This is a genomic window from Azospirillum palustre (genome assembly GCF_002573965.1).
In the GTDB taxonomy this organism is placed as follows: domain Bacteria; phylum Pseudomonadota; class Alphaproteobacteria; order Azospirillales; family Azospirillaceae; genus Azospirillum; species Azospirillum palustre.
Genome location: NZ_PDKW01000036.1, coordinates 281,617 through 307,193 on the forward strand (window position 1 = coordinate 281,617; position 25,577 = coordinate 307,193).

The 25,577-nt window shown below is 68.5% G+C and carries 18 protein-coding genes; 8 read left to right on the plus strand and 10 right to left on the minus strand.

Features of this window, described 5'->3' with window-relative positions; genetic code table 11:
- From CRT60_RS01595 to galE, 4 genes are all read left to right on the plus strand, one after another.
- Positions 1-2,211 carry a peptidase domain-containing ABC transporter gene (locus CRT60_RS01595; RefSeq protein WP_193548396.1) on the plus strand — a complete coding sequence of 737 codons (2,211 nt, stop codon included), beginning with the start codon at positions 1-3 and terminating at the stop codon, positions 2,209-2,211.
- 3 nt (positions 2,212-2,214) lie between these two features.
- Positions 2,215-3,738, plus strand: coding sequence for an HlyD family type I secretion periplasmic adaptor subunit (locus CRT60_RS01600; RefSeq protein WP_098734693.1), 1,524 nt, complete (start codon positions 2,215-2,217; stop codon positions 3,736-3,738).
- Positions 3,739-3,847: 109 nt separating this feature from the next.
- A complete protein-coding gene (locus CRT60_RS01605) occupies positions 3,848-5,278 on the plus strand; it encodes a DUF2142 domain-containing protein (RefSeq protein WP_098734694.1) in 1,431 nt (476 codons plus the stop codon).
- A gap of 176 nt (positions 5,279-5,454) precedes the next feature.
- A complete protein-coding gene (galE, locus tag CRT60_RS01610) occupies positions 5,455-6,450 on the plus strand; it encodes a UDP-glucose 4-epimerase GalE (RefSeq protein WP_098734695.1) in 996 nt (331 codons plus the stop codon).
- A 39-nt stretch (positions 6,451-6,489) separates the two neighbouring features.
- On the opposite strand, the gene CRT60_RS01615 is transcribed toward galE, so the two are convergent.
- The 8 genes from CRT60_RS01615 to CRT60_RS01650 all read right to left on the minus strand — a co-directional run bounded on the left by CRT60_RS01615 (position 6,490) and on the right by CRT60_RS01650 (position 16,884).
- Complete coding sequence (locus CRT60_RS01615) at positions 6,490-7,446, minus strand: UDP-glucuronic acid decarboxylase family protein (protein ID WP_098734696.1); 957 nt, start codon at positions 7,444-7,446, stop codon at positions 6,490-6,492.
- 45 nt (positions 7,447-7,491) lie between these two features.
- Complete coding sequence (gene rfbA, locus CRT60_RS01620; protein ID WP_098734697.1) at positions 7,492-8,355, minus strand: glucose-1-phosphate thymidylyltransferase RfbA; 864 nt, start codon at positions 8,353-8,355, stop codon at positions 7,492-7,494.
- 14 nt (positions 8,356-8,369) lie between these two features.
- Positions 8,370-9,260, minus strand: coding sequence for a dTDP-4-dehydrorhamnose reductase (gene rfbD / locus CRT60_RS01625; protein ID WP_098734698.1), 891 nt, complete (start codon positions 9,258-9,260; stop codon positions 8,370-8,372).
- Positions 9,257-10,324, minus strand: coding sequence for a dTDP-glucose 4,6-dehydratase (gene rfbB, locus CRT60_RS01630; protein ID WP_098734699.1), 1,068 nt, complete (start codon positions 10,322-10,324; stop codon positions 9,257-9,259). The genes rfbD and rfbB overlap by 4 nt, the downstream gene beginning before the upstream one ends.
- A 97-nt stretch (positions 10,325-10,421) precedes the next feature.
- Complete coding sequence (rfbC, locus tag CRT60_RS01635) at positions 10,422-10,973, minus strand: dTDP-4-dehydrorhamnose 3,5-epimerase (RefSeq protein ID WP_098734700.1); 552 nt, start codon at positions 10,971-10,973, stop codon at positions 10,422-10,424.
- A gap of 3 nt (positions 10,974-10,976) precedes the next feature.
- Positions 10,977-14,411, minus strand: a complete 3,435-nt coding sequence (locus tag CRT60_RS01640; RefSeq protein ID WP_244592206.1) for a glycosyltransferase — start codon at positions 14,409-14,411, stop codon at positions 10,977-10,979.
- 213 nt (positions 14,412-14,624) lie between these two features.
- Positions 14,625-16,046 (minus strand): ABC transporter ATP-binding protein, encoded by a 1,422-nt coding sequence (locus tag CRT60_RS01645; RefSeq protein ID WP_244592207.1) that lies wholly within the window; start codon positions 16,044-16,046, stop codon positions 14,625-14,627.
- On the minus strand, positions 16,036-16,884 hold the full coding sequence (locus tag CRT60_RS01650) for an ABC transporter permease (RefSeq protein ID WP_204561567.1): 849 nt from the start codon (positions 16,882-16,884) through the stop codon (positions 16,036-16,038). Before CRT60_RS01650 ends, CRT60_RS01645 begins: the two co-directional genes overlap by 11 nt.
- Before the next feature lie 811 nt (positions 16,885-17,695).
- Between CRT60_RS01650 and CRT60_RS01655 the strand changes: the two genes are divergently transcribed.
- The 3 genes from CRT60_RS01655 (at position 17,696) to cysN (ending at position 21,454) form a co-directional block, all read left to right on the plus strand.
- The gene (locus tag CRT60_RS01655) at positions 17,696-18,526 is read left to right on the plus strand and encodes a sulfotransferase family protein (RefSeq protein WP_098734703.1); all 831 of its coding nucleotides are present in this window, start codon (positions 17,696-17,698) and stop codon (positions 18,524-18,526) included.
- Positions 18,527-18,671: 145 nt separating this feature from the next.
- Positions 18,672-19,523, plus strand: a complete 852-nt coding sequence (gene cysD, locus CRT60_RS01660) for a sulfate adenylyltransferase subunit CysD (RefSeq protein ID WP_244592215.1) — start codon at positions 18,672-18,674, stop codon at positions 19,521-19,523.
- Positions 19,523-21,454 carry a sulfate adenylyltransferase subunit CysN gene (gene cysN, locus CRT60_RS01665; protein ID WP_098734704.1) on the plus strand — a complete coding sequence of 644 codons (1,932 nt, stop codon included), beginning with the start codon at positions 19,523-19,525 and terminating at the stop codon, positions 21,452-21,454. Before cysD ends, cysN begins: the two co-directional genes overlap by 1 nt.
- 249 nt (positions 21,455-21,703) lie before the next feature.
- Here the strand turns inward: cysN and CRT60_RS01670 are convergent, their stop codons facing one another.
- Entirely contained in the window at positions 21,704-23,137 is a 1,434-nt protein-coding gene (locus tag CRT60_RS01670; RefSeq protein WP_098734705.1) for a UdgX family uracil-DNA binding protein, read from the minus strand.
- Between the two features lie 11 nt (positions 23,138-23,148).
- Positions 23,149-24,360, minus strand: a complete 1,212-nt coding sequence (locus CRT60_RS01675) for a putative DNA modification/repair radical SAM protein (protein WP_098734706.1) — start codon at positions 24,358-24,360, stop codon at positions 23,149-23,151.
- A 442-nt stretch (positions 24,361-24,802) separates the two neighbouring features.
- Here CRT60_RS01675 and CRT60_RS01680 point away from each other — a divergent pair, with 442 nt between their 5' ends.
- Complete coding sequence (locus CRT60_RS01680; RefSeq protein WP_098734762.1) at positions 24,803-25,483, plus strand: DUF2076 domain-containing protein; 681 nt, start codon at positions 24,803-24,805, stop codon at positions 25,481-25,483.
- Positions 25,484-25,577: the final 94 nt, after the last annotated feature.

Genomic DNA, 25,577 nt, shown 5'->3' on the forward strand with positions numbered 1-25,577 from the left:
ATGCCGGACGCCAGCACGACCGTCACGGCCCCACCCCCTGGTCCCGAGGCCGCGCCGACCCACGACGAGAGCACGGCGCTGCGCTGCCTGACGCTGGTGGCGCGCCATCACGGCCTGTCGGCCTCGCCGTCGGCCCTGCGCGCCCGCGTCGCCACCGGCGGACCGGACGGCGAGCCGTCCACCGCCGACCTGCTGCGCATCGCCGCCGCCACCGGCTTCAAGGCGACCGCCCGCCGGCTGGACTGGAAGGGCTTGCAGTCCCTCCCCCCCGTCTTCCCGCTGCTGGCCCGGCTGTCCAACGGCAACACCGTCATCCTGGTCGGGCTGTCCCGCCCTGCGGATCCGGCGGAGGAGCCGATGGTCGGCGTCGTCGATCCGCTGGCCGACCGGCTGGACGTGATCGACGTGCCGCGCGACCGCTTCCTGGAGCGCTGGGACGGCGAGCTGGTCTTCCTCAAGCCGCGCCACGGCCTTGCCGACCCGCGCCAGCCCTTCGGCCTGCGCTGGTTCGTGCCGGAGATCCTGCGCCAGAAATCCGCCTTCCGCGACGTGGTGGTGGCGGCGCTGATCCTGCACGCGCTCGCCCTTGCCGTCCCGGTCTATTTCCAGATCGTGATCGACAAGGTGCTGGTGAACGAGACCGTCGCCACCTTGCAGGTGCTGACCATCGGCGTGCTGGGCGCCCTGCTGTTCGAGGCGGGCTTCCGCTTCCTGCGCCAGTTCATCCTGCTGGCGGCGGCCAACCGCATCGACATCCGTCTCTTGAACCGCACCTTCGGCCATCTGCTCGACCTGCCGATCACCTTCTTCGACGGGCATTCGGCCGGCGTCACCGTGCGCCACATGCAGCAGGTCGAGCGCATCCGCGAGTTCCTGACCGGCAACCTCTTGTCCACCGTGCTCGACAGCCTGGTGCTTCTGGTCTTCCTGCCGGTGCTGTTCTTCTATTCGGTCAAGCTGACGCTGGTGGCGCTGCTGTTCGCAGGCCTGATCGCCGGCGTGGTGGTGGCATTGGTGCCGGTCTACCGCAGCCGCCTGCGCGACCTTTACAACGCCGATGCCGAGCGGCAGGCCATGCTGGTGGAGACCATCCACGGCATGCGGACCGTCAAGTCCTCGGCACTGGAGCCGCAGCAGCGCCGCAGCTGGGACCGCAAGGCTGCCCGCGCGGTGACCAGCCATTACCGGGTCGGCCGCATCTCCATCGCCGCCCGCACGGTGACGGAGTTCCTTGAGAAGGCGATGATGGTGGCGGTGGTCGCCGTCGGCGCCTTCGACGTCTTCGACCGCCAGCTGTCGGTCGGCGCGCTGATCGCCTTCCAGATGCTGTCGGGCCGGGTGGTGACGCCGCTGGTCCAGATCGTCTCGCTGATCCACCAGTATCAGGAAACGGCACTCTCGGTGCGCATGCTGGGCGAGGTGATGAACCACCCGGCCGAACCCAGGCGCGAGGGCAGCGGCGCCTGCCCCGCCCTGATCGGCCGCATCGAGATCGAGGATCTCGGCTTCCGCTATGACCGCAACCGGCCGGCGGCGCTCGACGGCGTCACCCTGACCGTGCCGGCGGGCTCGGTCGTCGGGCTGGTCGGGCGCAGCGGCTCGGGCAAGAGCACGCTGATGCGGCTGCTCCAGGGCTTCTACCCGGTGCAGGAGGGCAGCATCCGTTATGACGGGCTCGACATCCGCGAACTGGATCTGGTCCATCTGCGCCGCTCCATCGGCGTGGTGCTTCAGGAGAATTTCCTGTTCCGCGGCACCATCCGCGACAACATCGCCATGACCATGCCCGAGGCCAGCCGCGAGGAGATCGTCGAGGCCGCCCGGCTGGCCGGCGCCGACGAGTTCATCCACCGCCTGCCCGACGGTTACGACACGCTGGTGGAGGAGGGGGCGAGCAACCTGTCCGGCGGCCAGAAGCAGCGCATCGCCATCGCCCGCGCCCTGCTGCCCCAGCCGCGCCTGCTGATCCTGGACGAGGCGACCTCGGCGCTCGACCCCGACAGCGAGGCCATCGTCATGGCCAACCTGCGGCGCATCGCCCATGGCCGCACCGTTCTGATCGTCACCCACCGGCTGTCCACCCTGACCGGCTGCGACACCATCGCCGTGCTGGAGCAGGGCCGCCTGCTCGACCTCGCCCCCCATCCCCTCCTGCTCGACCGCTGCGCCGAATACCGGCATCTGTGGCAGCAGCAGAACCGGGGGCGCTGACCCATGCCCGACACGCAGATGCCCGAAGCGGGGGTGCCCGAAATCGACCGCCGGGACGCCTCGCAGGGGGAGACCGGCCGCGAGGTCGTCCCGGCCAAGGCCGAACCCGCTTCTCCTCCCGCTCCCGCCCGGCGCCGTGCCGCCCTGCCCGCCCCGTCGGCACCGCCGCCGGGCTTCGCGCTGGACTATCTGCCGGACGGGGCGGCCATCGAGCATGCGCCGCTGCCCTGGTTGGCGCGTTCCACCCTCTATGTGCTGGCCGGGCTGCTGGTGGCGCTGGTGCTGTGGGCCGGCTTCGCCCAGGTCGACCGCATCGTCACCGCCGGCGGCCGGCTGGTGACCACGGCGCCGATGGTGGTGGCCCAGCCGCTGGAGACCGCGGTGGTGCGCGGCGTCGACGTGCAGGTCGGCGACCGTGTGCGGGCCGGCGACCGTCTGGCGACGCTCGACCCCACCTTCGCCGCGGCGGATCTGGCCGACCTGACCGCCAAGCTCGCCAGCGTCGAGGCGCAGATCGGCCGGCTGCGCGCCGAGCTGGACGGCGGCGACTTCACCCCCGCCGCCGGCAACCCCGCCAATAATCCTGATTTGGCCGTCCAGGCCGCCATCCTCGAGCGCCGCCGCGCCGAATACCGTTCCCGCCTCGCCTCGCTCGACGAGAAGGCCGGGCAGCTGGACAGCGCCATCGCCGCCGGCCGCCGCGCCCAGACCGGCCTTGCCGAACGCCTGGCCGTGGTGGGCGAGGTCGAGGACATCCGCCGCCAGCTTCAGGAGCGCCAGACCGGGTCCCGCCTGACCTGGCTGGAGGCGCGGGTCGAGCGGCTGCGCATGCGCGACGAGCTGACCGCCCTCCAGGACCGCGAGCAGGCGAGCGCGCACGAGCTGCGCGGCGTCCAGGCCGACCGCGCCGCCTTCATCGACGAATGGCGGCGCAAGACGGCGGAGGAACTGGTGGAGCAGACCCGCCAGCGGGCCACCCTGGTGGAGCAGATCGCCAAGGCCGAGCGCCGCCGTTCGCTGGTCACCCTGACCGCCCCGGTCGACGCGGTGGTGCTGGAGGTGGCCAAGCGCTCCGTCGGCTCCGTCATCCGCGAGGCCGAGCCGCTGGTCACGCTGGTCCCCGCCGACGTGCCGCTGGAGGTGGAGGCGGAGATCCCGTCGCGCGACATCGGGCTGGTCCGCGTCGGCGATTTCGTGCGGGTGAAGCTGGACGCCTTCCCCTTCCAGCGCCACGGCACCCTGCCCGGCGAGATCCGCACCATCAGCGCCGACGCCTTCACCCACGATCCCTCAGGCTCCCAGGGCGCTGCCGCCATCAACCCGGACGGCCCCCGCCCGGCCGCCGGCGCCGTCTTCCGCACCCGCATCCGCCTGACCGACACCCGGTTGGAGGGGGTGCCCGCCGGCACAGCTCTCAGCCCCGGCATGGTCGCCTCGGCCGAGATCCGCGTCGGCACCCGCTCGGTCCTGTCCTACTTCCTCTACCCCGTCATCCGCGCGCTGGACGAAAGCATCCGAGAGCCGTAAGGAGCCGGGCCTGTCTCCGGCTCCTTACGGCGGCGTCGAAGTTTCCAAGTGGCGCCTGTCCGGCGGATGGGGTACCCACCCACCAGCCCCTTCAGCGACAGGTCTGGTGATGCAGCGGATAGGTCCGTTCCTCTTTGCCGTTCTGGCAACCATCTCGGCATTCTTTCTGGTCTGGAGCCTGCCGCCCTTCCAGACCGCCGACGAGCCCGCCCACATCTACCGGGCCAACATGATCACCCATGGCTACTGGGTGGCCGCCAAGGTCCAGACCGACGGGCGGATCGCGGCGGGCGGCCCGTCCGACGTCGCGATCATCGAGGCCTATTTCCCCTTCCACCATGTCCCCTTCAAACCGGACGAGAGGGCCAATCTGGAGGATTTCGCCAAATCCTTCACCGCCCGCTGGGACGGCCGGGTCTTCAACGTCGCGGCGGAGAACACCGCCCCCTACCCGCCCTTCTTCTACCTGCCGCAGGCCGCCGCCATCGCGCTCGGCAAGGCCATCGACCTGCCGGTGGTGCAGACGCTGTATCTGGCGCGGGCGGCCAACGCGCTGACCTGCATCGTCGTCGGCTTCTTCGCCTTGCTGCTGGCCGGCCGGGCGCATCTGCCGCTGTTCGCGGTGCTGCTGCTGCCGATGTCGGTCTCGCTCTACGCCTCGATGAGCCAGGACGGGCTGGTCATCACCGTCACGGCACTCGGCATCGCCTTCCTGGCCCGCGCGCTGTCCGAAGGCCGGCCGCTGCGCAGTGCGGAGGTCTGGGCCAGTGCAGTCTGTTTCGCCCTGGTGGGGATGACCAAGCAGCCCTACGCCCTGCTCTGCCTGATGCCGCTGGCGGTCCCGGCCGAGCGGGCGGCGGTGAAGCGCCTTGCGGTCGCCGCCTCGCTGGCCGCCGCCGTCGGCTGGGCGGTGTGGATGGCGCTCGCCGTGCAGACGCCGCTGATCCGCCAGGATGCCCCGACCGACGCCATGGGCCAGCTCCGCTTCCTGCTCGACAACCCGCTGGCCGTCCTCACCATCGCGGTGAAGACCTTCCAGGTCTGGGGCGACGAGTATTACCAGCAGTTCGTCGGCATCCTCGGCTGGGTCGACACCCGGCTGCCCAAGCCCTATTACGCCGCCGCCTATCTGGTCCTGCTGCTGTCCTTCCTGCCGCTGCTGCTCGGCCGCCGGGCGGCGGACTGGTATTCCGGCGCGCCGGCGCGGGCCTCGGCGGTGACCGCGGCCGTCGTGCTGGCGGCCGGGGCGCTGCTGTTCGGGGCGCTCTACATGGTGTGGACGCCGGTCGGCCAGCTGTGGGTCGACGGCGTGCAGGGGCGTTACTTCCTGCCGCTGGCGGCCCTGCTGCCGCTGGCCTTCGCCGGCAGCCGGCAGGAACCGGGATTCGGCGGGCCTGCTGGCGGCTGGTCTTCCGGCGGCTGGTCTGCCGGCATGACGGGCGTGCTGGAGCGCGGGCTGACCTGGATGGTCTGGCTCTTCCCCATCGTCAGCATCCTGGTGGTCCAGCGCACCGTCATCCTGCGCTACTACCTCGACTAGCAGGCCCCCGCTCTCCATCCGGCTGCCCATCGGGGCGGACCGGGGCGTTGGAGGCCGTTCGAATGATGTCGCCCGTTCGGCGGAAAAGCCCGCAGTGCAGCATGGGCGGGCGACTATCTTCCGACTCTGCCCCACCCCAATCTCCCATCGACCCCAATCGAAGACGAAGAGCGGACATGACCACGAGCGACAACGCGACCGTGCTGGTGACCGGCGGCGCCGGCTATATCGGCTCCCATGTGGTGCTGGCCCTGCGCGACCAGGGACGCGCCGTCGTGGTGCTGGACGATCTGTCCACCGGCCGGCGCTCGGCCCTGCCCGAAGGCGTGCCGCTGGTCGAGGGCGACGTCGGCGACAAGGCCCTGCTGGCCGAGACCTTCGCCCGCCACGGCATCGGCACCGTGATGCATTTCGCCGGCAGCATCGTCGTGCCGGAATCGGTGGAGCGGCCGCTCGCCTACTACCGCAACAACACGGTGAAGAGCCACGCCCTGGTGGAGGCCTGCGTCGAGGCCGGCATCGGCCGCTTCATCTTCTCCTCCACCGCCGCCGTCTACGGCATGCCCGACCGCCTGCCCATCGACGAACAGACGCCGACCAGCCCGATCAACCCCTACGGCTCCTCCAAGCTGATGACGGAGTGGATGCTGCGCGACACCGCGGCGGCGCACGATCTGCGTTATGTGGCGCTGCGCTACTTCAACGTCGCCGGCGCCGACCCGCAGGGCCGCTCCGGCCAGGTGTCGAAGGTCGCCACCCACCTGATCAAGATCGCCGCCCAGACCGTCACCGGCCAGCGGGCGGAGCTGCAGATCTTCGGCGACGATTACGACACGGCGGACGGCACCTGCGTGCGCGACTATATCCATGTCAGCGACCTCGCCGACGCCCATGTCGCCGCACTCCGCCATCTGGAGGCGGGCGGCGTGTCGGAGGTGATGAACTGCGGCTACGGCCGCGGCTATTCGGTGCGCGAGGTGCTGGCGATGGTGGAGCGGGTGACCGGCAAGCCGCTGCCGATGCGCATCGGTCCGCGCCGCGCCGGCGATCCGCCGGCCCTGGTGGCGGGAGTCGAGCGCATCGGCCGCACGCTCGACTGGACGCCGCGCCATGCCGACCTGGAAACCATCGTCGCCTCGGCGCTTTCCTGGGAGGAGCGGCTGGTCCGATAGGAAAGCCCTTCTCCCGCAAGGGGAGAGGGGCTTTCACCCTCAGCTGAAGAACCGTCCGCGGAAATAGGCGATGGTGCGGTCCAGCCCCTCGTCCAGCGGCACGGCCGGTTCCCACTGCATCAGGGCGCGGGCCTTGGCGATGTCGGGGCGGCGCTGCTTGGGGTCGTCCTGCGGCAGCGGCATGTGTTCGATCGTCGAGGCCGAGCCGGTCAGGCGGATCACCTTCTCCGCCAGCTCCAGCATAGTGAACTCGCCGGGGTTGCCCAGGTTGATCGGGCCGGTGACGCCAGCCGGCGTGTCCACGAAGCGCAGGAAGCCTTCGATCAGGTCGTCGACATAGCAGAAGGACCGCGTCTGCTGGCCGTCGCCGTAGATGGTGATCGGCTCGCCCTTCAGCGCCTGGATGATGAAGTTCGACACCACGCGCCCGTCGTTGGGGTGCATGCGCGGGCCGTAGGTGTTGAAGATGCGGATCACCTTGATGTCCAGCTTGTGCTGGCGGTGATAGTCGAAGAACAGCGTCTCGGCGCAGCGCTTGCCCTCGTCGTAGCAGGCGCGCGGGCCGATGGTGTTCACGTTGCCCCAATATTCCTCGGGCTGCGGATGCACCGCCGGGTCGCCATAGACCTCCGAGGTCGAGGCCTGCATGATCCGCGCCCCCACCCGCTTGGCCAGCCCCAGCATGTTGATGGCGCCGTGCACGCTGGTCTTGGTCGTCTGGACGGGGTCGTGCTGGTAATGGATCGGCGAGGCCGGGCAGGCGAGGTTGTAGATCTCGTCCACCTCGACATAGAGCGGAAACGTCACGTCGTGGCGCATCAGCTCGAAATGCGGGTTGTCCAGCAGGTGCAGGACGTTGTCGCGGCTGCCGGTGAAGAAGTTGTCGACGCACAGCACGTCGTTGCCGGCCGCCAGCAGCCGCTCGCACAGATGCGAGCCCAGGAAGCCGGCACCGCCGGTGACGAGGACACGCTTTCGGTTGGTGAGAGCCGGCAAGGCTGCTTTCCTGTCTTGGCTGTGGGTGCGTGGAACTGCCTGATTCTAGCTGAGCAGCCCGAGCAGATAGCGCCCGTAGTCGTTCTTCTTCAGCGGTTCCGCCAGACGGCGGACCTGCTCGGCGTCGATCCAGCCGGAGGTGTAGGCGATCTCCTCCGGGCAGGCGATCTGCAGGCCCTGGCGGTGCTGGATGGTGCGGACGAACTCCGCCGCCTCCAGCAGGCTGTCGTGGGTGCCGGTGTCGAACCAGCCATAGCCGCGGCCCATCTGCTCGACCGACAGCCGGCCCAGCTCCAGATAGGCGGCGTTGACCGAGGTGATCTCCAGCTCGCCGCGCGCCGACGGCTTCACCGCCGCGGCGATGTCGAGCACGTCGTTGTCGTAGAAATAGAGGCCGGTGACCGCCCATTTGGAGCGCGGGGCGACCGGCTTCTCCTCGATGCTCAGCGCCCGGCCTTGCGCGTCGAACTCCACCACGCCGTAGCGCTCGGGATCGCGCACGGCATAGGCGAAGACGCTGGCGCCGTCGGCCTTCTCGCCGGCGGCGCGCAGGATGTTGGTCAGGCCGTGGCCGTAGAAGATGTTGTCGCCGAGAACCAGCGCGCAAGGATCGTTGCCGACGAACTCGCGGCCGATGATGAAGGCCTGGGCCAGCCCGTCGGGCGAGGGCTGGATGGCCCAGCTCAGGTTCAGGCCCCACTGCGACCCGTCGCCCAGAACCGTCTGGAACAGCGGCTGGTCGTGCGGCGTGGTGATGATCAGGATGTCGCGGATGCCCGCCAGCATCAGGGTGCTGAGCGGGAAATAGATCATCGGCTTGTCGTAGATCGGCAGCAGCTGCTTGCTGATCGCCCGCGTCACCGGGTAGAGCCGGGTGCCGGACCCGCCGGCCAGGATGATGCCCTTCATGGTGTCGAAGCCTCTCAAGCCTGTGGCGGGTTGGTGAACAGCTCGTCGATCACGCGGTCGACGCTCTCCTGCCACGGCGGGCAGGCGACGCCGAGACGCTCCCTGGCGCGCCCGCAGTCCAGCCGCGAATTGGCCGGACGGCGCGCCGGGGTCGGGTAGTCGGCCGTGCCGATGGCGGTCAGGCGCGGCCGCTTGCCGGTGCGCTCTTCCAGCCGCCGGAAGATGTGCTCGGCGAAATCGTGCCAGTTGGTGTAGCCGCTGCCGGTCAGGTGATAGGTGCCCCAGGCCGCGGCGCCGGTCTTCTCGATGGTCCCGGCGATCTGCACGATGGCGGCGGCGAGGTCGGCGGCGGCGGTGGGCGAGCCGTGCTGGTCGGCGACCACCCGCATCTCCTCGCGCTCCTTGCCGAAGCGCAGCATCGTCTTGACGAAGTTGTTGCCGTAGGCGCTGTAGACCCAGGAGGTGCGCAGGATGACGTGATGAGGCGTCGCCGCCCGCACCGCCTCTTCGCCCGCCGCCTTGCTGGCGCCATAGACGCCCAGCGGGTTGATCGGTTCGTCCTCGGTGTAGATACCGTCCTTCGTCCCGTCGAACACATAGTCGGTCGACACATGGATGAAGGGGATGCCGCGCGCCGCACTGGCCGCCGCCATGGCGCCCGGCCCGTCGCGGTTGATGGCGAAGGACAGGTCGACCTCGCTCTCGGCCTTGTCGACGGCGGTGTGGGCGGTGGCGTTGACCAGCAGGTCCGGCGCGTGGGTGGCGACCGCCTTGTCCACGTCGCCCGGCCGGGTCACGTCGAACTCGGGATAGGGCAGGCCGACCACATCGGTGCCCGGCGCCCAGTTGGCGCGCATCAGCTCGAAGCCGAGCTGGCCGTTGCTGCCGAGGACGAGAACTTTCATTGCGCGGCCCCCTCTTCCTTAAGCCCGAGCCGTTCGCCCTGGTAGGAGCCGTTGAGGATGGCCTGCCACCAGTCGCGGTTCTCCAGATACCAGGCGACCGTCTTGCGCAGGCCGCTCTCGAAGGTCTCCTGCGGGGTCCAGCCCAGCTCGCGCTCGATCTTGCCGGCGTCGATGGCATAGCGCTTGTCGTGGCCGGGACGGTCGGTGACGAAGCTGATCAGGCGGTCGTGCGGGGCGCCGGCCGGGTCCATCTCGTCGAGATGCGCGCAGATGGCGCGGACGACCTCCAGGTTGGTGCGCTCGTTGTGGCCGCCGATGTTGTAGCTCTCGCCGACCTTGCCCTTCTCCAGAACCAGCCGCAGGGCGCGGGCATGGTCCTCGACATAGAGCCAGTCGCGGATGTTGTCGCCCTTGCCGTAGACCGGCAGCTTCTCGCCCGCCAGACCCTTCAGGATCATCAGCGGGATCAGCTTCTCCGGGAAATGGTAGGGGCCGTAATTGTTGGAGCAGTTGGTCAGCACCACCGGCAGCCCGTAGGTCTCGTGCCAGGCGCGGACCAGATGGTCGCTCGACGCCTTGCTGGCCGAATAGGGCGAGTTGGGGCTGTAGGCGGTGGTCTCGGTGAAGAAGCCGTCGTCGCCCAGCGTGCCGAACACCTCGTCGGTCGAGATGTGGTGGAAGCGGAAGGCCTCTTTGCGCTCGGCCGGCAGCGCCGACCAGTAGCCGCGCGCCGCTTCCAGAAGGCGGAAGGTGCCGACCACGTTGGTCTGGATGAACTCGCCCGGCCCGTCGATGGAGCGGTCGACATGGGATTCGGCGGCCAGATGCATCACCGCGTCGGGCTGGTGGGTGTCGAACACCCGCCGCAGCTCGGCGGCGTCGCAGATGTCGACCTTCTCGAAGGCATAGCGCGGATTGCCTTCGGCCCCCGGCAGGGAGGACAGGTTGGCCGCGTAGGTCAGCTTGTCGACATTGACGACGAAGGCGTCGGTTTCGGCGAGAAGCTGGCGGACCACCGCCGAGCCGATGAAACCGGCGCCGCCGGTGACGAGAATGCGCGTCATCAAACCACCTTACCGCCGAAAAGCGGGGCCGCCCGCGGCCCCCGTTGTGCAAAAGCTTTGAGTGCCCGAACCCGGAGCCACCAACCCGGAACCGCCCTCAGAACAGGTCGGTCAGCTGCGCCAGGGTCGGATGCTTGTGGTCCTTGTCCGACAACCGCGCCTTGTCCGCCGTGACCGGCCAGTCGATGCCGAGCTCCGGGTCGTTCCACAGGAGGCCGCGGTCATGCTCGGGCGAATAATAGTTGGTCACCTTGTAGATGACCTCGGTGTCCGGTTCCAGCGTGCAGAAGCCGTGGGCGAAGCCGACCGGCACCAGGATCTGGTTCCATTCCGAAGCACTGATCACCGCGCTGACATGCCGGCCGAAGGTGGGGGAACCCTTCCGGATGTCGACCGCCACGTCGAGGATGGCGCCGCGCACCACCCGCACCAGCTTGTCCTGGGCGAAGGGCGGCAGCTGGAAATGCAGGCCGCGGATGGTGCCGACCTCGGCCGACAGCGACTGGTTGTCCTGGACGAAGTCGTAATGCAGCCCGGCCGCCTCGAACGTCTTCTTGGTGTAGGTTTCCGAGAAGAAGCCGCGATGGTCGCCGAACTTCTTCGGACGGATGATCTTGATGTCGGGAATGTCGAGGGAGACGACGTCCATGGCTCAGATGCTTTCCTTCAGGCGCTCTTTGCGCAGCTCGGGACAGGATTTGCGCAGCCAGGGCTTGACCGTGCGCGGCGGGAAGGCCAGCCCGAAATTCTCGGCGTCCAGCGTCAGGTTCGGGTTGTAATAGGGGTCTGCCAGCAGGCTGTCGCCCCAGCGTTCCTGCATGTAGGCCACCTCGCCCATGAAGCGCTTGACCTTGTCGGGGGCGGTGTCCGGCCCGCGCGAGGCCGATTCCAGATGGTACAGCTCGGCGAAGGGCGTCCAGACGACCAGATAGCCCTTCTCGCGGATGCGCAGGCAGAAATCGACGTCGTTGAAGGCGACGGCCAGCTTCTCGGAGTTCAGCCCGCCGACCTCGTCGAAGATCTCCTTGCGCAGGATCAGGCAGGCGGCGGTGACGCAGGACAGGTCCTGGGTCAGCTGGGCCCGGCTGAAATAGCCGTAGGCGTCGCGGGTCAGGCCCTTGTGGACATGGCCGGCCACGCCGCAGATGCCGGTGACGACGCCGGCATGCTGGATGGTGCCGTCGGCGTAGTAGAGCTTGGCGCCGACGGCGCCGACCTCCGGCCGCAGGGCATGGGAGACCATCTCGGCCAGCCAGCCCGGCTCCATCACCTCGATGTCGTTGTTGATCAGGCCCAGCACCGCGCCGGTCGCCTCGGCGGCGGCGAAGTTGTTGATCGAGGAGTAGTTGAAGGGCGCCTTGTAGGTCAGCACCCGCACCCGCGGCTCGTCCTTCAGCGTGTCGAAATAGGCGAAGGTCGCCGCTTCCTCGCTGTTGTTGTCGACGATCAGGATCTCAAGGTCCGGATAGTCGGTGCGGTGCAGCAGCCCGTCGACGCAGCCCTTCAGCAGATCGGCCTTGTCGCGCGTCGGCACGATCAGCGACACCCGCGGCAGCTTGGCCGGCAGGGCGTAGCGGATGCGGGTGAAGCGGGCGGTCGACGGCGAGGTCTCCACCGTGGCGTCGACGCCGCGGCGCTGGAAATGCTCGGTCAGCGCTTTGTGGGCGGCGGCGGTGGCGCGCGGCAGCTCGACCGTGGAGAAGGCCGAGGAATCCGGGAAGACGCGCCAGTGGTAGAGGATCGCCGGGATGTGGCGGATGCGCGCCGGTTCCGTCGCCTCGACCGCGCGCAGCGTCAGGTCGTAGTCCTGGCTGCCCTCGAAGCCCAGGCGGAAGCGCCCGGCCCGCTCGATCAGCGAGCGGCGGAAGACGCCCAAATGGTTGACCATGTTCTGGCCGTGCAGCAGGTCCAGATTGAAGCCGGACTTGAAGTGCGGGTCGTAGCGCTCGCCGTCCGCATCGATCTTGTCCTCGTCGGAATAGAGGATGTCGGTGTCGGGATGGAGCGCCAGCTCGGCGGCGACCGCATAGAGGGCGTGCGGCGGCAGCCGGTCGTCATGGTCCATCAGCGCCACGAAATCGCCGGTCGCCAGATCCAGCGCGCTGTTGCTGGCGGCGGAGATGTGGCCGTTGGTCTCGCGCCGGACGATCTTGATCCGGTTGTCGCGCGCCTTGTACTCGGCCAGCACCGTCTGCACATGCGGGGCGGTGGAGGCGTCGTCGGCGATGCACAGCTCCCAGTCCGGATAGAACTGGGCCAGCACGGAGTCCAGCGCCTCGCGCAGGTAGGTCTCCGGCGTGTTGTAGACCGGCATGACGATGGAGAAGCGCGGGCGCGCCGGCAGGCGGGCGATGTCGGCCTTGATCGCCGTCGCGTCCTCCGGCGTCAGGGTGTCGTACATCCGCACCCAGGACTTGTAGTCGGCCGACCAGCGGTTCGGCTGCAACTCCTGCAGGACGCGCTGCTTGGTCGCCTGCCAGCCGTGGCGGCGCAGATAGTCCAGCACGCGCGCCGGCTGGTTCTGCCGGACATAGTCGAGCAGGATGTTGGTCTTGCCGATCTCGCGGATGGTGAAGTCGGCGATCTCGAAGGACACCGGCCGGGTCGCCGGGTCGAAGCGCAGGGCCTTGACCGTCTGCGGCAGCAATGCCAGCTGGCGGAACTCGCCCACCGTGTCGACCGGCAGGCGGATCATCGTCCGCTCGTCGAAGCCGTTGCCGTCGTCGACATAGATCACCGGCACCAGCGGGGCCGAGGCGCGGACCACCCGGTAGGAGATCACGCACCAGTGGCCGGGCAGCCGGCCGCGGTCGGACCGCAGCAGGAAGGCGGGGTCGCTGCCGGTCGCCTCGTAGCCGCCCTGCGGGCTCGGCACCACGTCGTGCAGCGGCTCCAGCGTGATGGCATGCAGGCGGCGGCGGTAGAAGCGGCCGGCCTTCTGGGTCAGGCGGCCCAGCTTGCGCACCGGCGCCGACAGCTTCCAGGAGGTCGAGTTGACCAGGCTGTGGATGTGCTGGTCGCGGCTGGCCACCACGCCGTGCAGATGGGCGATGGCCTGTTCGCGCGCCACCAGCTCGCGGGCGTGGGCGGCGAGGTTGCGTTCGCGGTCGGCCAGCTCGTGCTCGCGCTCGGCCAGCTCCTGGGCCATTTCGGCGAGCGCATCGCCCTGGCGGCGGATTTCGGCCTGATGGTCGCCGAGCCAGCCCTGGATGACGCCGATGTCGCGGTCGCGCGTCGCGATCATGCCCTTCAGGTCTTCGCTGTGGGCGATCTGGTCGTCCAGCACCTTGCGGACCATCGCCACCTCGGTGCGCAGGTGCTTCTCCTGCTCTTCCAGGCGCTGGATGGTCTCGGCCTCGATGGCGGCGTCGCCCAGCCGGTCGAACCAGCTGCGGACGGCCCGCAGCCCCTCGCCGCCGGCCTTCTGCACGGCGAACAGCTCGCGCACCGCGTCGGGAAGATCCTCGCCGACGCCGAGCACGCCAAGGCCGTTGGAATGCTGGAAGCTGAATGACGGGCGGTCGCGGGTGATCTCGTCCCACAGGCGCCAGACGCCGAAATCGTCCTTGCGCACGTTGATGTCGTGGAACAGCACCACGCCGCGGCGGCTCATCTTCGGCAGCCACGTCTCGAAATCGTGGCGCACCGCCTCGTAGGTGTGCAGCCCGTCGATGTGCAGCAAATCGACGCTGCCGTCGGCGAAATGGAGCAGCGCGTCGTCGAAGGTCATCCGCAGCAGGCGGGAGAAGCCGGCATAGCGCGGGTCATGATAGGCGGCGAGTTTGTTGTAGATGTCGTCGCCGTAGAAGCCGGCCTGCGGGTCGCCGGCCCAGGTGTCGACGGCGTAGCAGGAGGTCGGCAGCCCGACATGGCGGACCGCCTGGCAGAAGGCGGCATAGGAGTTGCCGGTGTGCGTTCCCAGCTCCACCAGGCTGTCCGGGCGGAGCGCCTCGACGATCCAGAAGGCGAAGGGGACATGGCCGAGCCAGGAGGCCGGCGCCGTGACGAGATCCGGGGTCAGGAGCGTGATCGGCCGGCAGATACGACGGAGAGCGTCCGATCCCTGGTCCTTCAAAAACGAATCCACCTGTGCCTCTTCTTCTGCCTGGCTTCGCGGCGGGGAGCGGTCCATCGGGGCACCGTTTCAGGCCCGGCGGACGGTCCCGTCACAGCCGCCGACACACATACGCTGACACCAAGCCGGAATGCAAGCCGCTGTCCGGAGCCCGCTTTGCGGTGCCCAACAATGCCCGGAACTGCGGTTTTCCTGCCTCAGTCCGGGGGGATCCGCGGGCTGTCGCTATTTTGTCGCGGGGGCCGGCTGGGAGGCTGACGCCCCTTCCGCTTCCAGCGTGATCGCCAGCATCGGCATGCCGACCAGCCCGCGCACGACGTGGCTGGCATGGACCTTGAAGAACAGCGCGTCCTCGACCCAATGGTGCTGGACGTGGTCCTCCTGCGTGCCTTCGGCGAGCGCCACGGTGATGGAGAAGTCGCCGCTGGGCAGGTAGGGCATCTGGAAGCGGAAGCGGGCGGCGAAGTCCTGCCCGGCCGGGATGGTGACGGGGTCGAGCTGGTAGCTGAGGAAGGTGTTGTCGCCGAACAGGTTCTGACCCAGCTTGTCCTTCACGTAGAAGCCGACGATGGGGCGGTGGACCTGCTGGTCGGCCCGGCAGTCCACCTTCAGCACGATGACCTCGCCGCCCTCCAGCACGCTGAGCGGCTGCTCCTCGGCATCGAGGATCGAGACGTTGGCGATGGTGGCGCCGCGGTTGCCGAACCAGGGGCCGCTGTCGTTGAAGTCGAACAGCTCGATGGCGTTGCGGAGCTGCGAGCCCTTCAGCAGCTCGGCGCGGGCGTCCTCCACCGGCTCCTCGCGCCTGGCCTGGGGCAGCGCCTGGCGCGCCCCGCCGATGCGGAAGCCGCGCGAGGTGTCCTGGTCGCTGTAGAGCGCCGCCAGATAGTCGTGGCAGACCTCTTTGGCCGGGCCGATGGCCCGCACCGACCCGTTGTCCAGCCACACCACCCGGTCGCAGAGGTTCACCACCTGTCCGGTGTCGTGCGACACGAAGAACAGGGTGCCGCGCTCCTTGAAGCGGTGGATGAAGCGCATGCATTTCTGGGTGAAGGACGCGTCGCCGACCGCCAGGATCTCGTCGACGATCATGATGTCGGCATCGACATGCGCCGCCACCGCGAAGGCGAGGCGGGCGTACATGCCGCTGGAATAGAGCTTCACCGGCTGTTCGATGAAGTCGCCGATGCCCGCGAACTCGGCGATGGACTCATAGCGCTCGGCGATCTGCGCGTTCGACAGGCCCAGCACCGAGGCGGCGAGATAGACGTTCTCGCGGCCGGTGAATTCCGGGTTGAAGCCGGCGCCCAGCTCCAGCAGCGCCGCGATGCGCCCGTCCACCGCGATGCGGCCGGAGGTCGGCGTCAGCGTGCCGCAGAGCAGCTGGAGGAAGGTCGACTTGCCCGAGCCGTTGCGGCCGATCAGCCCGACCGTCTCGCCGCGGCGGACCTCCAGGTCGACACCGCGCAGCGCCCAGTACTCGTCGTAATATTTGCGCCGGCCGCGCACCAGCATCTGCTTCAGCCGGTCCTGCGGGCGCTTGAAGATGGCGTAGGCCTTGCCCAGACCCTCGGCGCGGATGACGACAGGGGTGTCGGCGGGAGTGGCGGGGGTATCGGTCTCGGGCGACATGGGCTCAGACGACATCGGCGAACCCCCGGCGGGTCTTCATGAACCAGAGATAGCCGAGCCACGCCACCACCCAGGCGCCCAGCGTCGCCAGGCCCCACTCGACCGGCGACGGGACGCGGCCCCAGAACAGCAGGTCCTTCGACTGCTCCAGGATCGCGGTCATCGGATTGAGGTGCAGGATGGCGCGGAAGCGCTCGGGGATCGCGGTCATCGGATAGAAGATCGGGCTGAGGAACATCAGCACGGTGACGGCCACCCCCACCACCTGCCGCAGGTCGCGCAGGAACACGCCGGCGGCGGCGAAGAACCAGCTGAGCCCCAGCGTGGTCAGGCAGAGCGGCACCAGCACCAGCGGCAGCAGAAGCGCCGTCGGCGGCGGCAGCCCGGCCACCATCAGATGGAAGACCACCAGGATGACGAAGCCGATGCCGGCGTTGAACAATGCCACCGCCAGCGACACCAGCGGCAGGATCTCCAGCGGGAAGACCACCTTCTTGATGTAGCTGACATTCTCCAGCAAGAGGCCGGGCGCCCGGCTCAGGCATTCGCCCAGCACGTTGAACAGGATCAGGCCGGAGAACAGCAGCAGGGCGAATTCCGTGTTGCTTCCACCCGTCGCCCCCCAGCGGGCCTGGAACACCACCGAGAAGACGAAGGTGTAGACCGCCAGCATCAGGATCGGGTTCAGCACCGCCCAGACGATGCCCAGTACGGACCCGCGGTACCGGGCGTCGATCTCCCGCCGGGCCAGCCGCAGGATCAGCGACCTGTGATGCCAGGCGGTCTGGAAAAGGGCAAAGGGACCGGCGCCGAAACCCGCTACCGTAGGGTTCCCCGACTGAGAGTTGAACAATTTAAAGTATTCCCCGTCTGCGGCCGGCCGACCATAACCCCCGCTCCGGCGGCGTTCAAGCGAAAGCATCGGCCCGGCCGGAGGGGTGGCGGAAGGGCGTGGAAGAGGCGGGCGCTGCCGAAAAAGAGCGGGTGGAGGAACGGACCTTCGGTTTCCCTCGTTTACCCGAAAGATCGGAGAGGTAGTGAAAAAGCCCAGGAATTTTCGTTATCACGAAGGAAAACAATAAAATAAACATTCGAGTGATTCGTGCTGTACGGGCTAATGCCACAGATAAAGCAGGACGTTGCCGCCCTATGCGTATCAGTAAATGACGAGTATCGATCAAACGTGACTTCTCTATTGTGAAGATAGAGACATGCATTCTCATGCGGTTTCCACGTATACTCCGATCCACCATTGAGGATGGCATCCGTATATTTGTAAGCCCATGGGGTTAGATCCGTATTGGAGCTAAAAAATCTTATCCGGCAGGACCATAACTAGCCTTGAGAGAGGGCGCTTGGCCGATTTTCAGGAAAGACGCACCGATTGCCGAGGTCACGGGAAAGCCGGACTGTCCGGGGACGCGGTGACGCAAAAGGAGGCTGTTGTGTTTTGGAATGGAAAGACCCTGGCAGCCGATCACTATGCCACATCGTTAAGACATCATTTCGGTGACGGTGCGGTTCATCGTCTTCAAAAAGAGATCGGGTTCGTCGGGAAACGGCTTCTTCGACTTCCAAGCACCGAAAGATCGGCTTTCTTCGACCCCTGGTTCACCGAGGAGAACGCCCGCCATCTGCGCTCGGTCGCCCGATCCGTCCGTGGGATGGCGCCCGATGCGCCGGCCCCGGCCCTGGCGTCCGCCCCCCGCATCGTCTTCCTGCATGGCGTGATGCCGCGCAGCGGCACCAACTATCTCCAGAGCCTGCTGGAACTGCATCCCGACGTCCTGGTCAATCCCTATGGCATCCGCGAGCTTCCCTTCCTGAACACGCTGGAGGATGCGCGGACCTACGAGGGGCGTTTCCTGCGTCTTTACCGGCGCAACCGGGAATCGTTCAGCGATCTGGAAACCTTCTGCTACATGGTGAACGGCTTCCTGCGCCGGATCGAAGCCGAGTTCCCGGCCGGCAAGACGGTGGTGATCAAGTCGCCCCACACCCGGATGATGCGCTATTTCCCCTACCTGTTCCCGGCGGAACGCTGCCTGATCGTGCTGCGCGACGGCCGCCGCGCCGTGCAGTCCACCATCGACACCTGGCCGCTGCGCTTCCTGGGCCGGACCTTCGCCGACGTCTGCCGGGAATGGAGCTTCGGCACCGAGGCGGCGCTGGAGGCGCAGAGCCGGATGAGCGCCGACGCCTGCCGTCTGGTCCGTTTCGAGGATGCGGTGGCCGCCCCCGACGGCACGGCCCGCGACCTCATGCGCTTTCTGGAGCTGGACGAGGGGCGCTATCCGTTCGAGCGGATCGGCGACCTTCCCATCCTGGGATCGTCCCGCGCCTCGCGCAGCAACGGCGAGGTCAGCTGGACCCCCGTCAGCAAACCCGAAGGCTTCGACCCGTCGAAGCGCCCGATCCAATGGTCGCGCAAGCGTCGGACCGTGTTCGACGCCGTGGCCGGAGACATGCAGAAGAAGGCCGGCTATGCTTCTTGATCCGCTTCTCGGCACCCGTCCCGCGGCCAGGGATCTCCCCCGGCCCGCTCCCGCTTCCGGTCTTGAGGACGCGCTGCCCGCCATTCTGACCACGCCGGCCCGCCTCACCCACCTGCAAAGGCTGGAGGCGGAGAGCATCCACATCATGCGCGAGGTGGCGGCCCAGTTCCAAAAGCCGGTCATGCTCTATTCGGTGGGCAAGGACAGCTCGGTCCTGCTGCATCTGGCGATGAAGGCCTTTTATCCGTCGAAGCCGCCCTTCCCGCTGCTGCATGTCGACACGACCTGGAAATTCCGGGAGATGATCGCGTTCCGCGACCGCATGGCGCAGGATCTCGGGCTGGACCTGACGGTCCACATCAACCGGGACGGCGTGCGCCAGGGCATCGGCCCGGTCAGCCACGGCTCGGCCGTCCACACCGACGTGATGAAGACGCAAGCGCTGAAACAGGCGCTCGACGCCCACGGCTTCGACGCCGCCTTCGGCGGGGCGCGCCGCGACGAGGAGAAGAGCCGGGCCAAGGAACGCATCTTCTCCTTCCGGACATCCTCCCACCGCTGGGAGCCGAAGAACCAGCGGCCGGAGCTGTGGAACCTCTACCAGGGCCGCATCCACAAGGGAGAGAGCATCCGCGTCTTCCCGCTGTCGAACTGGACCGAGCTGGACATCTGGCAATACATCCACCAGGAGGCCATCCCGGTGGTGCCGCTCTATTTCGCCAAGCCGCGCCCGGTGGTGGAGCGTGACGGCACCCTGATCATGGTCGACGACGACCGGCTGCCGCTGAGGCCCGGCGAGGTGCCGGAAATGGCCTGGGTGCGTTTCCGCACGCTCGGCTGCTATCCGCTGACCGGGGCCGTGCGCAGCACCGCCGCCACCCTGCCCGAGATCATCCGCGAGATGCTGCTGTCCACCGGTTCGGAACGGCAGGGCCGGGTGATCGACCAGGACGCCGCCGCCTCGATGGAAGCGAAGAAGCAGGAAGGCTACTTCTGATGCTGACGGATCTCGACCCCGCCGCCGCTCCTGCGGATGCCGCTCCCTCTGACGCCGCCAGTGAGGTGCAGGCGTATCTCGCCCGCCAGAACGGCAAGGATCTGCTGCGCTTCATCACCTGCGGCTCGGTGGACGACGGCAAGTCGACGCTGATCGGCCGGCTGCTCTACGACTGCAAATGCCTCTTTGAGGACCAGCTGGCCAGCCTGGAGGCGGATTCGGGCCGCTTCGGCACCACCGGCGCCGGCCAGCTCGACCTTGCCCTGCTGGTCGACGGGCTGGCGGCGGAGCGCGAGCAGGGCATCACCATCGACGTCGCCTACCGCTTCTTCACCACCGAGCGCCGCAAGTTCATCGTCGCCGACACGCCGGGCCACGAGCAGTACACCCGCAACATGGTCACCGGCGCGTCCACCGCCGACGCCGCGGTGCTGCTGGTCGATGCGCGCAAGGGCGTGCTGACCCAGACCCGGCGCCACAGCACCATCGTCTCGCTTCTGGGCGTGCGCCATGTCGTGCTGGCGGTCAACAAGATGGACGCCGTCGGCTGGAGCCGCGAGACCTTCGAGCGGATCGCCGCCGACTACCGCGTCTTCGCCCAGCGCATCGGCATCGATGAGGTCACCTGCATCCCGGTCTCGGCGCTGACCGGCGACAACGTCACCAGGCCGTCGGAGGCCATGGGCTGGTACGGCGGCCCCACCCTGCTCGGCCATCTGGAGAGCGTCGACGCCGCGGCGGAGGAAAAGCTCGGCGCCTTCCGCATGGCGGTGCAGTGGGTGAACCGGCCCAACCAGGATTTCCGCGGCTTCTGCGGCACGGTGGCCGGCGGCGCGCTGCGCACCGGCGACGAGGTCGCCATCCTGCCCGGCGGGCGGACCAGCCGGGTGGCGCGGATCGTCACCATGGACGGCGATCTGGAGACGGCGCTGCCCGGACAGGCGGTCACGCTGGTGCTGGCCGACGAGGTCGATGCCAGCCGCGGCGACATGATCGCCGCCGGCGCCGGCCGGCCGGAGGTGGCCGACCAGTTCGCGGCGCATGTGGTGTGGATGGACGAGCAGCCGCTGCTGCCCGGCCGCTCCTACCTGCTGCGGGCCGGCACGGCGACGGTCGGCGCCCAGGTGACGGAGCTGAAGCACGCCATCAACGTCAACACCCAGGAACATGCCGCCGCCAAGCATCTGGATCTGAACGACGTCGGTTTCTGCAATCTGGCGCTCGACCGGCCGATCCCATTCGACGCCTATGCCGACAGCCGCGAGACCGGCAGCTTCATCCTGATCGACCGGCTGACCAACGCCACCGCCGGCTGCGGCATGATCCGCTTCCCGCTGCGCCGGGCGTCGAACATCCACCGCCACGCCTCGAAAATCGACAAGGCGGCGCGGGCGGGCGGCCTGCAGAAGCCCTGCGTGCTGTGGTTCACCGGCCTGTCCGGCTCCGGCAAATCCAGCGTCGCCGACCGGCTGGAGCAGGAGCTGCACCGTCTCGGCCGCCGCACCATGATCCTCGACGGCGACAATGTCCGCCACGGGCTGAACCGGGATCTGGGCTTCACCGACGAGGACCGGGTGGAGAACATCCGCCGGGTCGCCGAGCTGTCGAAGCTGATGGTGGAGGCCGGCCTGATCGTGCTGGTCAGCTTCATCTCCCCCTTCCGCGAGGAGCGCCGGATGGCGCGCTCCCTGGTGGAGGACGGTGAGTTCCTGGAGATCTTCATGGACACCCCGCTGGAGGTCTGCGAGGCCCGCGACCCCAAGGGCCTGTACAAGAAGGCGAGAGCCGGCCAGCTCCCGCACTTCACCGGCATCGACAGCGCCTACGAGCCGCCGGACGCGCCGGAGATCACGCTGAAGGGCGCCGAACACGGCACCGACGCGATGGTCGCCCAGGTGATCGGGGAGCTGCGGCGGCGCGGGGTGATCTGAAGGCGCTGGATCCTTGGCGTTCTGGTGGATTGTTTGACAATATTGACACGGATTTCACGGATTTAGGCACGGATTACACGGATATTTATTCTGGTTGCAGAAGCCGTGTTTTGCAGACGTCATCTACGTCTCGGAAAACATCCGTGAAATCCGTGTTCAAATCCGTGAAATCCGTGTCTATCTTGTCCGACATCGTTCGGCTTCCTTGGAAAACAGTGTCGTAAACCCTTGTGATCATAGGGGAGATCGTCAACCCGCCCCCTCCACCATCCCCCGCGCCCGCCGCAGGTCGGCGACGAAGTCGCGGTAGGCCTGCTCCGCCCCCTCGCCGGCCGGCAGGCGCAGCAGGTAGGAGGGGTGGACGGTGACCAGCCCCTCCCAGTCGCCGAAGCCCATTGGCCCGCGTTCCCGCAGAACCGAGACGCTGCGCCCGGTCAGCGCCAGGGCCGCGGTGGCGCCCAGCGTCACCACCAGGCGCGGGCGGACGAAGGACAGCTCCTTCATCAGCCACCAGCGGTAATGCTTCACCTCGCCGGCCGTCGGCGACTGGTGCAGGCGGCGCTTGCCGCGGGCGACGAACTTGAAATGCTTCACCGCGTTGGTCAGGTAGGCGGCGCTGCGCTCGATCCCGGCCTCCTCCAGTGCGCGGTCCAGCAGCTGCCCGGCCGGGCCGACGAAGGGGCGGCCTTCCATGTCCTCCCGGTCGCCGGGCTGCTCGCCGACGATGGCGATGGCGGCCCCCTCCGGCCCCTCGCCCAGAACCGCCTGCGTCGCCCCCGGCACCAGCGGATCGGCAGCCCGGATGATGCGGTTCAGCTCGGCCAGCGTCGCCGGCTCCTGCCGGGCCATGGCGGCGACGGCCTTGTCGGGGTTGCGGCGGCGGGGGGTGGCGGCCTCCGCCTCGATCATCGCCTGGACGCGGGCGGGGGCGGAGCGGATCATTCCGGGAATGGCCGCGGCCTCCGGCAAATTGGCCCAGTATTTCCGCGGCATCTCCGCCCGCATTGCCGTCGGGTTCACCCGTGCGGGATTGAAGGTGCTCTCGTAATAGCGCTGCCAGCCCTCGGCGAAGCGGTCGTCGCGGTCGAGCCCTTCCGGCCTCAAAGCCGCCGGCCCGACCGTCAGCGAGCGCCGGTCCCAATGCAGAGATCCCACCGGCGTCAGGATGGTCCAGACCAGGCTCTCGAACCGCTCGACGAAGAAGGGCGCGGTCGCCTCGACGATGAAATTGTCGGGCTCGAACCATGCGACGTAGCGCTCCCCGCCCCGGTCTTCGGAGTTGGCCGGATCGCGAACCTCGCGGAAGCGCAGGAAGGCGTGCATCTTGTGCAGGTCGCGCCGCACCGCCTTGTCCAGCAGCGCCAGCCGGTGGACCAGCGGGTCGGCATGGTGGTCGAGAATGTCGCGCTCCCCCCGCACCACCCGCCAGACCAGCCGGTGCAGCAGGCCATAGCGCTCCGGATCGCGGTGGCAGACCACGCTTTCGATCAGCGCCCCCACCGGGCGGGGCAGCGGAACCGGCGGCGCGTCGGCTGGCAAGGGCTCCGCATCACCGAACAACGACGGCATCGCCCCGCGGCTCCACACCACCCCGTCCGGATCGGCGCCGAGCGCGACCAGCCCGCGCAGCGCATGGCGGAAGCCGTCCAGGTCGGCGCCGTCTCTTAGCTCCACATGCCGCATGGCTCGGCCCCTCAGAACAGGCTGAGCTGCTTGGGCGGCGCCACCAGCCTTTGCCGCAGATCGGCGCGGTCGGTCAGCCCGCCCGGATGGTGGTCGGCGGCGATCAGGAAGGCGCGCGCCCGCTTCAGCCCCGACGACAGCCGCGCCACATCCTCCAGCCGCAGGGTGGTGTGGCGCCGCGCCTCGACGATCTTGTCGACCGCCCGCGCCCCCAGCCCCGGCACGCGCAGCAGCATCTCGCGGTCAGCGCTGTTGACGTCCACCGGGAAGCGCTCGCGGTTCTTCAGGGCCCAGGCCAGCTTGGGGTCGATGCCCAGATCCAGCATCCCGCCCTCGCCCCCGGCGGCGATCTCGTCCACCGTGAAGCCGTAATAGCGCAGCAGCCAGTCGGCCTGGTACAGCCGGTTCTCGCGCTGGAGCGGCGGCGGCTTGGCCGGCAGGGCGGAGCTGGCCTCCGGGATCGGGCTGAAGGCGGAATAATAGACCCGGCGCAGCCCATAGCGGCGATAGAGCGTGTCGCTGGTCTCCAGCACCGACAGGTCGGTGGAGGCGTCGGCGCCGACGATCATCTGGGTGCTCTGCCCGGCGGGGGAGAAGCGCCGCTTCTCCTCCTTGGCTTGCCAAATGCGTTCGCCGACCTGTCCCATCACCGCCTTGATCGAGCTGCCGTCCTTCTCCGGCGCGAACTCCTTCAGGCTGCGGTCGGAGGCCAGTTCGAGGTTGATCGACAGCCGGTCGGCCCACAGCCCGGCCTGCTCGATCAGCCAGGGGCTGGCCTCCGGGATCGTCTTCAGGTGGATGTAGCCGGCGAAGCCATGGTCGCGCCGCAGCGTGCGCGCCACCAGCATCAGCTGTTCCATCGTGTGGTCGGGCGAGCGGATGATGCCGGAGGACAGGAACAGCCCTTCGATGCAGTTGCGCTTGTAGAAGCCCAGCGTCAGCTGCACCACCTCGTCGACGCTGAACCGTGCGCGCCGCACGTTGGAGGAACGGCGGTTGATGCAGTAGGCGCAGTCGAACAGGCAGTAGTTGGTCAGCAGGATCTTGAGCAGCGAGACGCAGCGCCCGTCCGGGGTATAGGCGTGGCAGATGCCGGCGCCGGTGGTCGAACCGATGCCGTCCGGCCCGCCCGTCCGCCGCTTCGCCCCCGACGATGCGCAGGAGGCGTCGTATTTCGCCGCATCCGCCAGGATTTCGAGTTTGTCGAGCAGCGCGTCGTCCACCGCGATGGCTTCCCTCTTCCTTCCAGATGTTCGCAATATGTTCTTATCTAAGGAAAAGGCAAGCGGGGTGTCTTGAAAGCAGGCCGGAACGGGGCCACGTGCTCTACAACCGGATCCGGGCCCCTCTGGCGACTTAGACGTGGTCGCGATGTCGGATCTCTTCACCTGCTCTTGCGCCGACGGGCGTGACCGCACTTGGAGGGACTGATGCCCTTGCCCCTGAGACAGCGCCCCCGGCCTCCGGCATTCCCCGCTCCCGACCTTTCCGCAAAGCGCGTCGACCCTCCGGCGCGCCGCACGGCTTCGCCGCCGCTCCTGGCGGTCGGCTTGCCGCCCTTCGGGCGGTCGGTTTCGTGCGCCTTCGGGGCGCCGGGCCCGGGACCGAGCCCCTGAAGTCTTCCCCCGCCTCATTCCCAACCTTTTGATGAAGACGAGCATCGCCATGGACCACACCGAACGCCAGATCATCGACGACTTGTTCGCCAAGCTGCATCAGGCCGAGGCGCAATCCGGCCCGCGCGATCCCGAGGCCGAGGCGCTGATCCGCGAGCGGATCGCCCGCCAGCCGGCCGCCCCCTACCTGATGGCCCAGGCCATCGTGATGATGGAGCAGGCGCTCGCCGCCTCGCAGGGCCGCAACGAGGAGCTGGAGCGCCAGCTGCGCGAGCGTCCCGCCGCCGCTCCCGCCGCCCCGGCCCAGTCCGGCGGCGGCCTGTTCGGCAGCCTGTTCGGTGGCAGCAGCCGTCCCGCTCCGCAGCCCTCATATCCGGCGTCTGCCCCGGCCGCCGCCGCCCCTGCGGCCGCCATGCCGGCCGGCTCGCCCTGGGGCCGTCCGCCGGCGGCATCGGGCACGCCCGCCTATGGCGACCCGCGCGTCGCCGGCTATGCCCAGCAGCCGCGGGCCGGCGGCGGCTTCATGGCCGGCGCCATGCAGACGGCGGCCGGCGTCGCCGGCGGCATGCTGATCGGCAGCGCGCTCTCCAGCATGTTCTCCGGCGGCGAGGCGGTGGCGGCCGAGGCCGCCGGTGCCGCCACCGATGCGGCCACCGCCGCCACCGACCATGTCGAACAGACGGTCGAGGACAGCGGCTGGGGCGATTTCGGCGGCGAAGAGGAGATGTGATACCAGGGTCAGAAAGTTTTGACTTTTTGACCCTGGTATCGGCCGCGACGGCGGCCGCGCGGGCACATGCCCGCGAAGCCAAGGCCCGCGGACG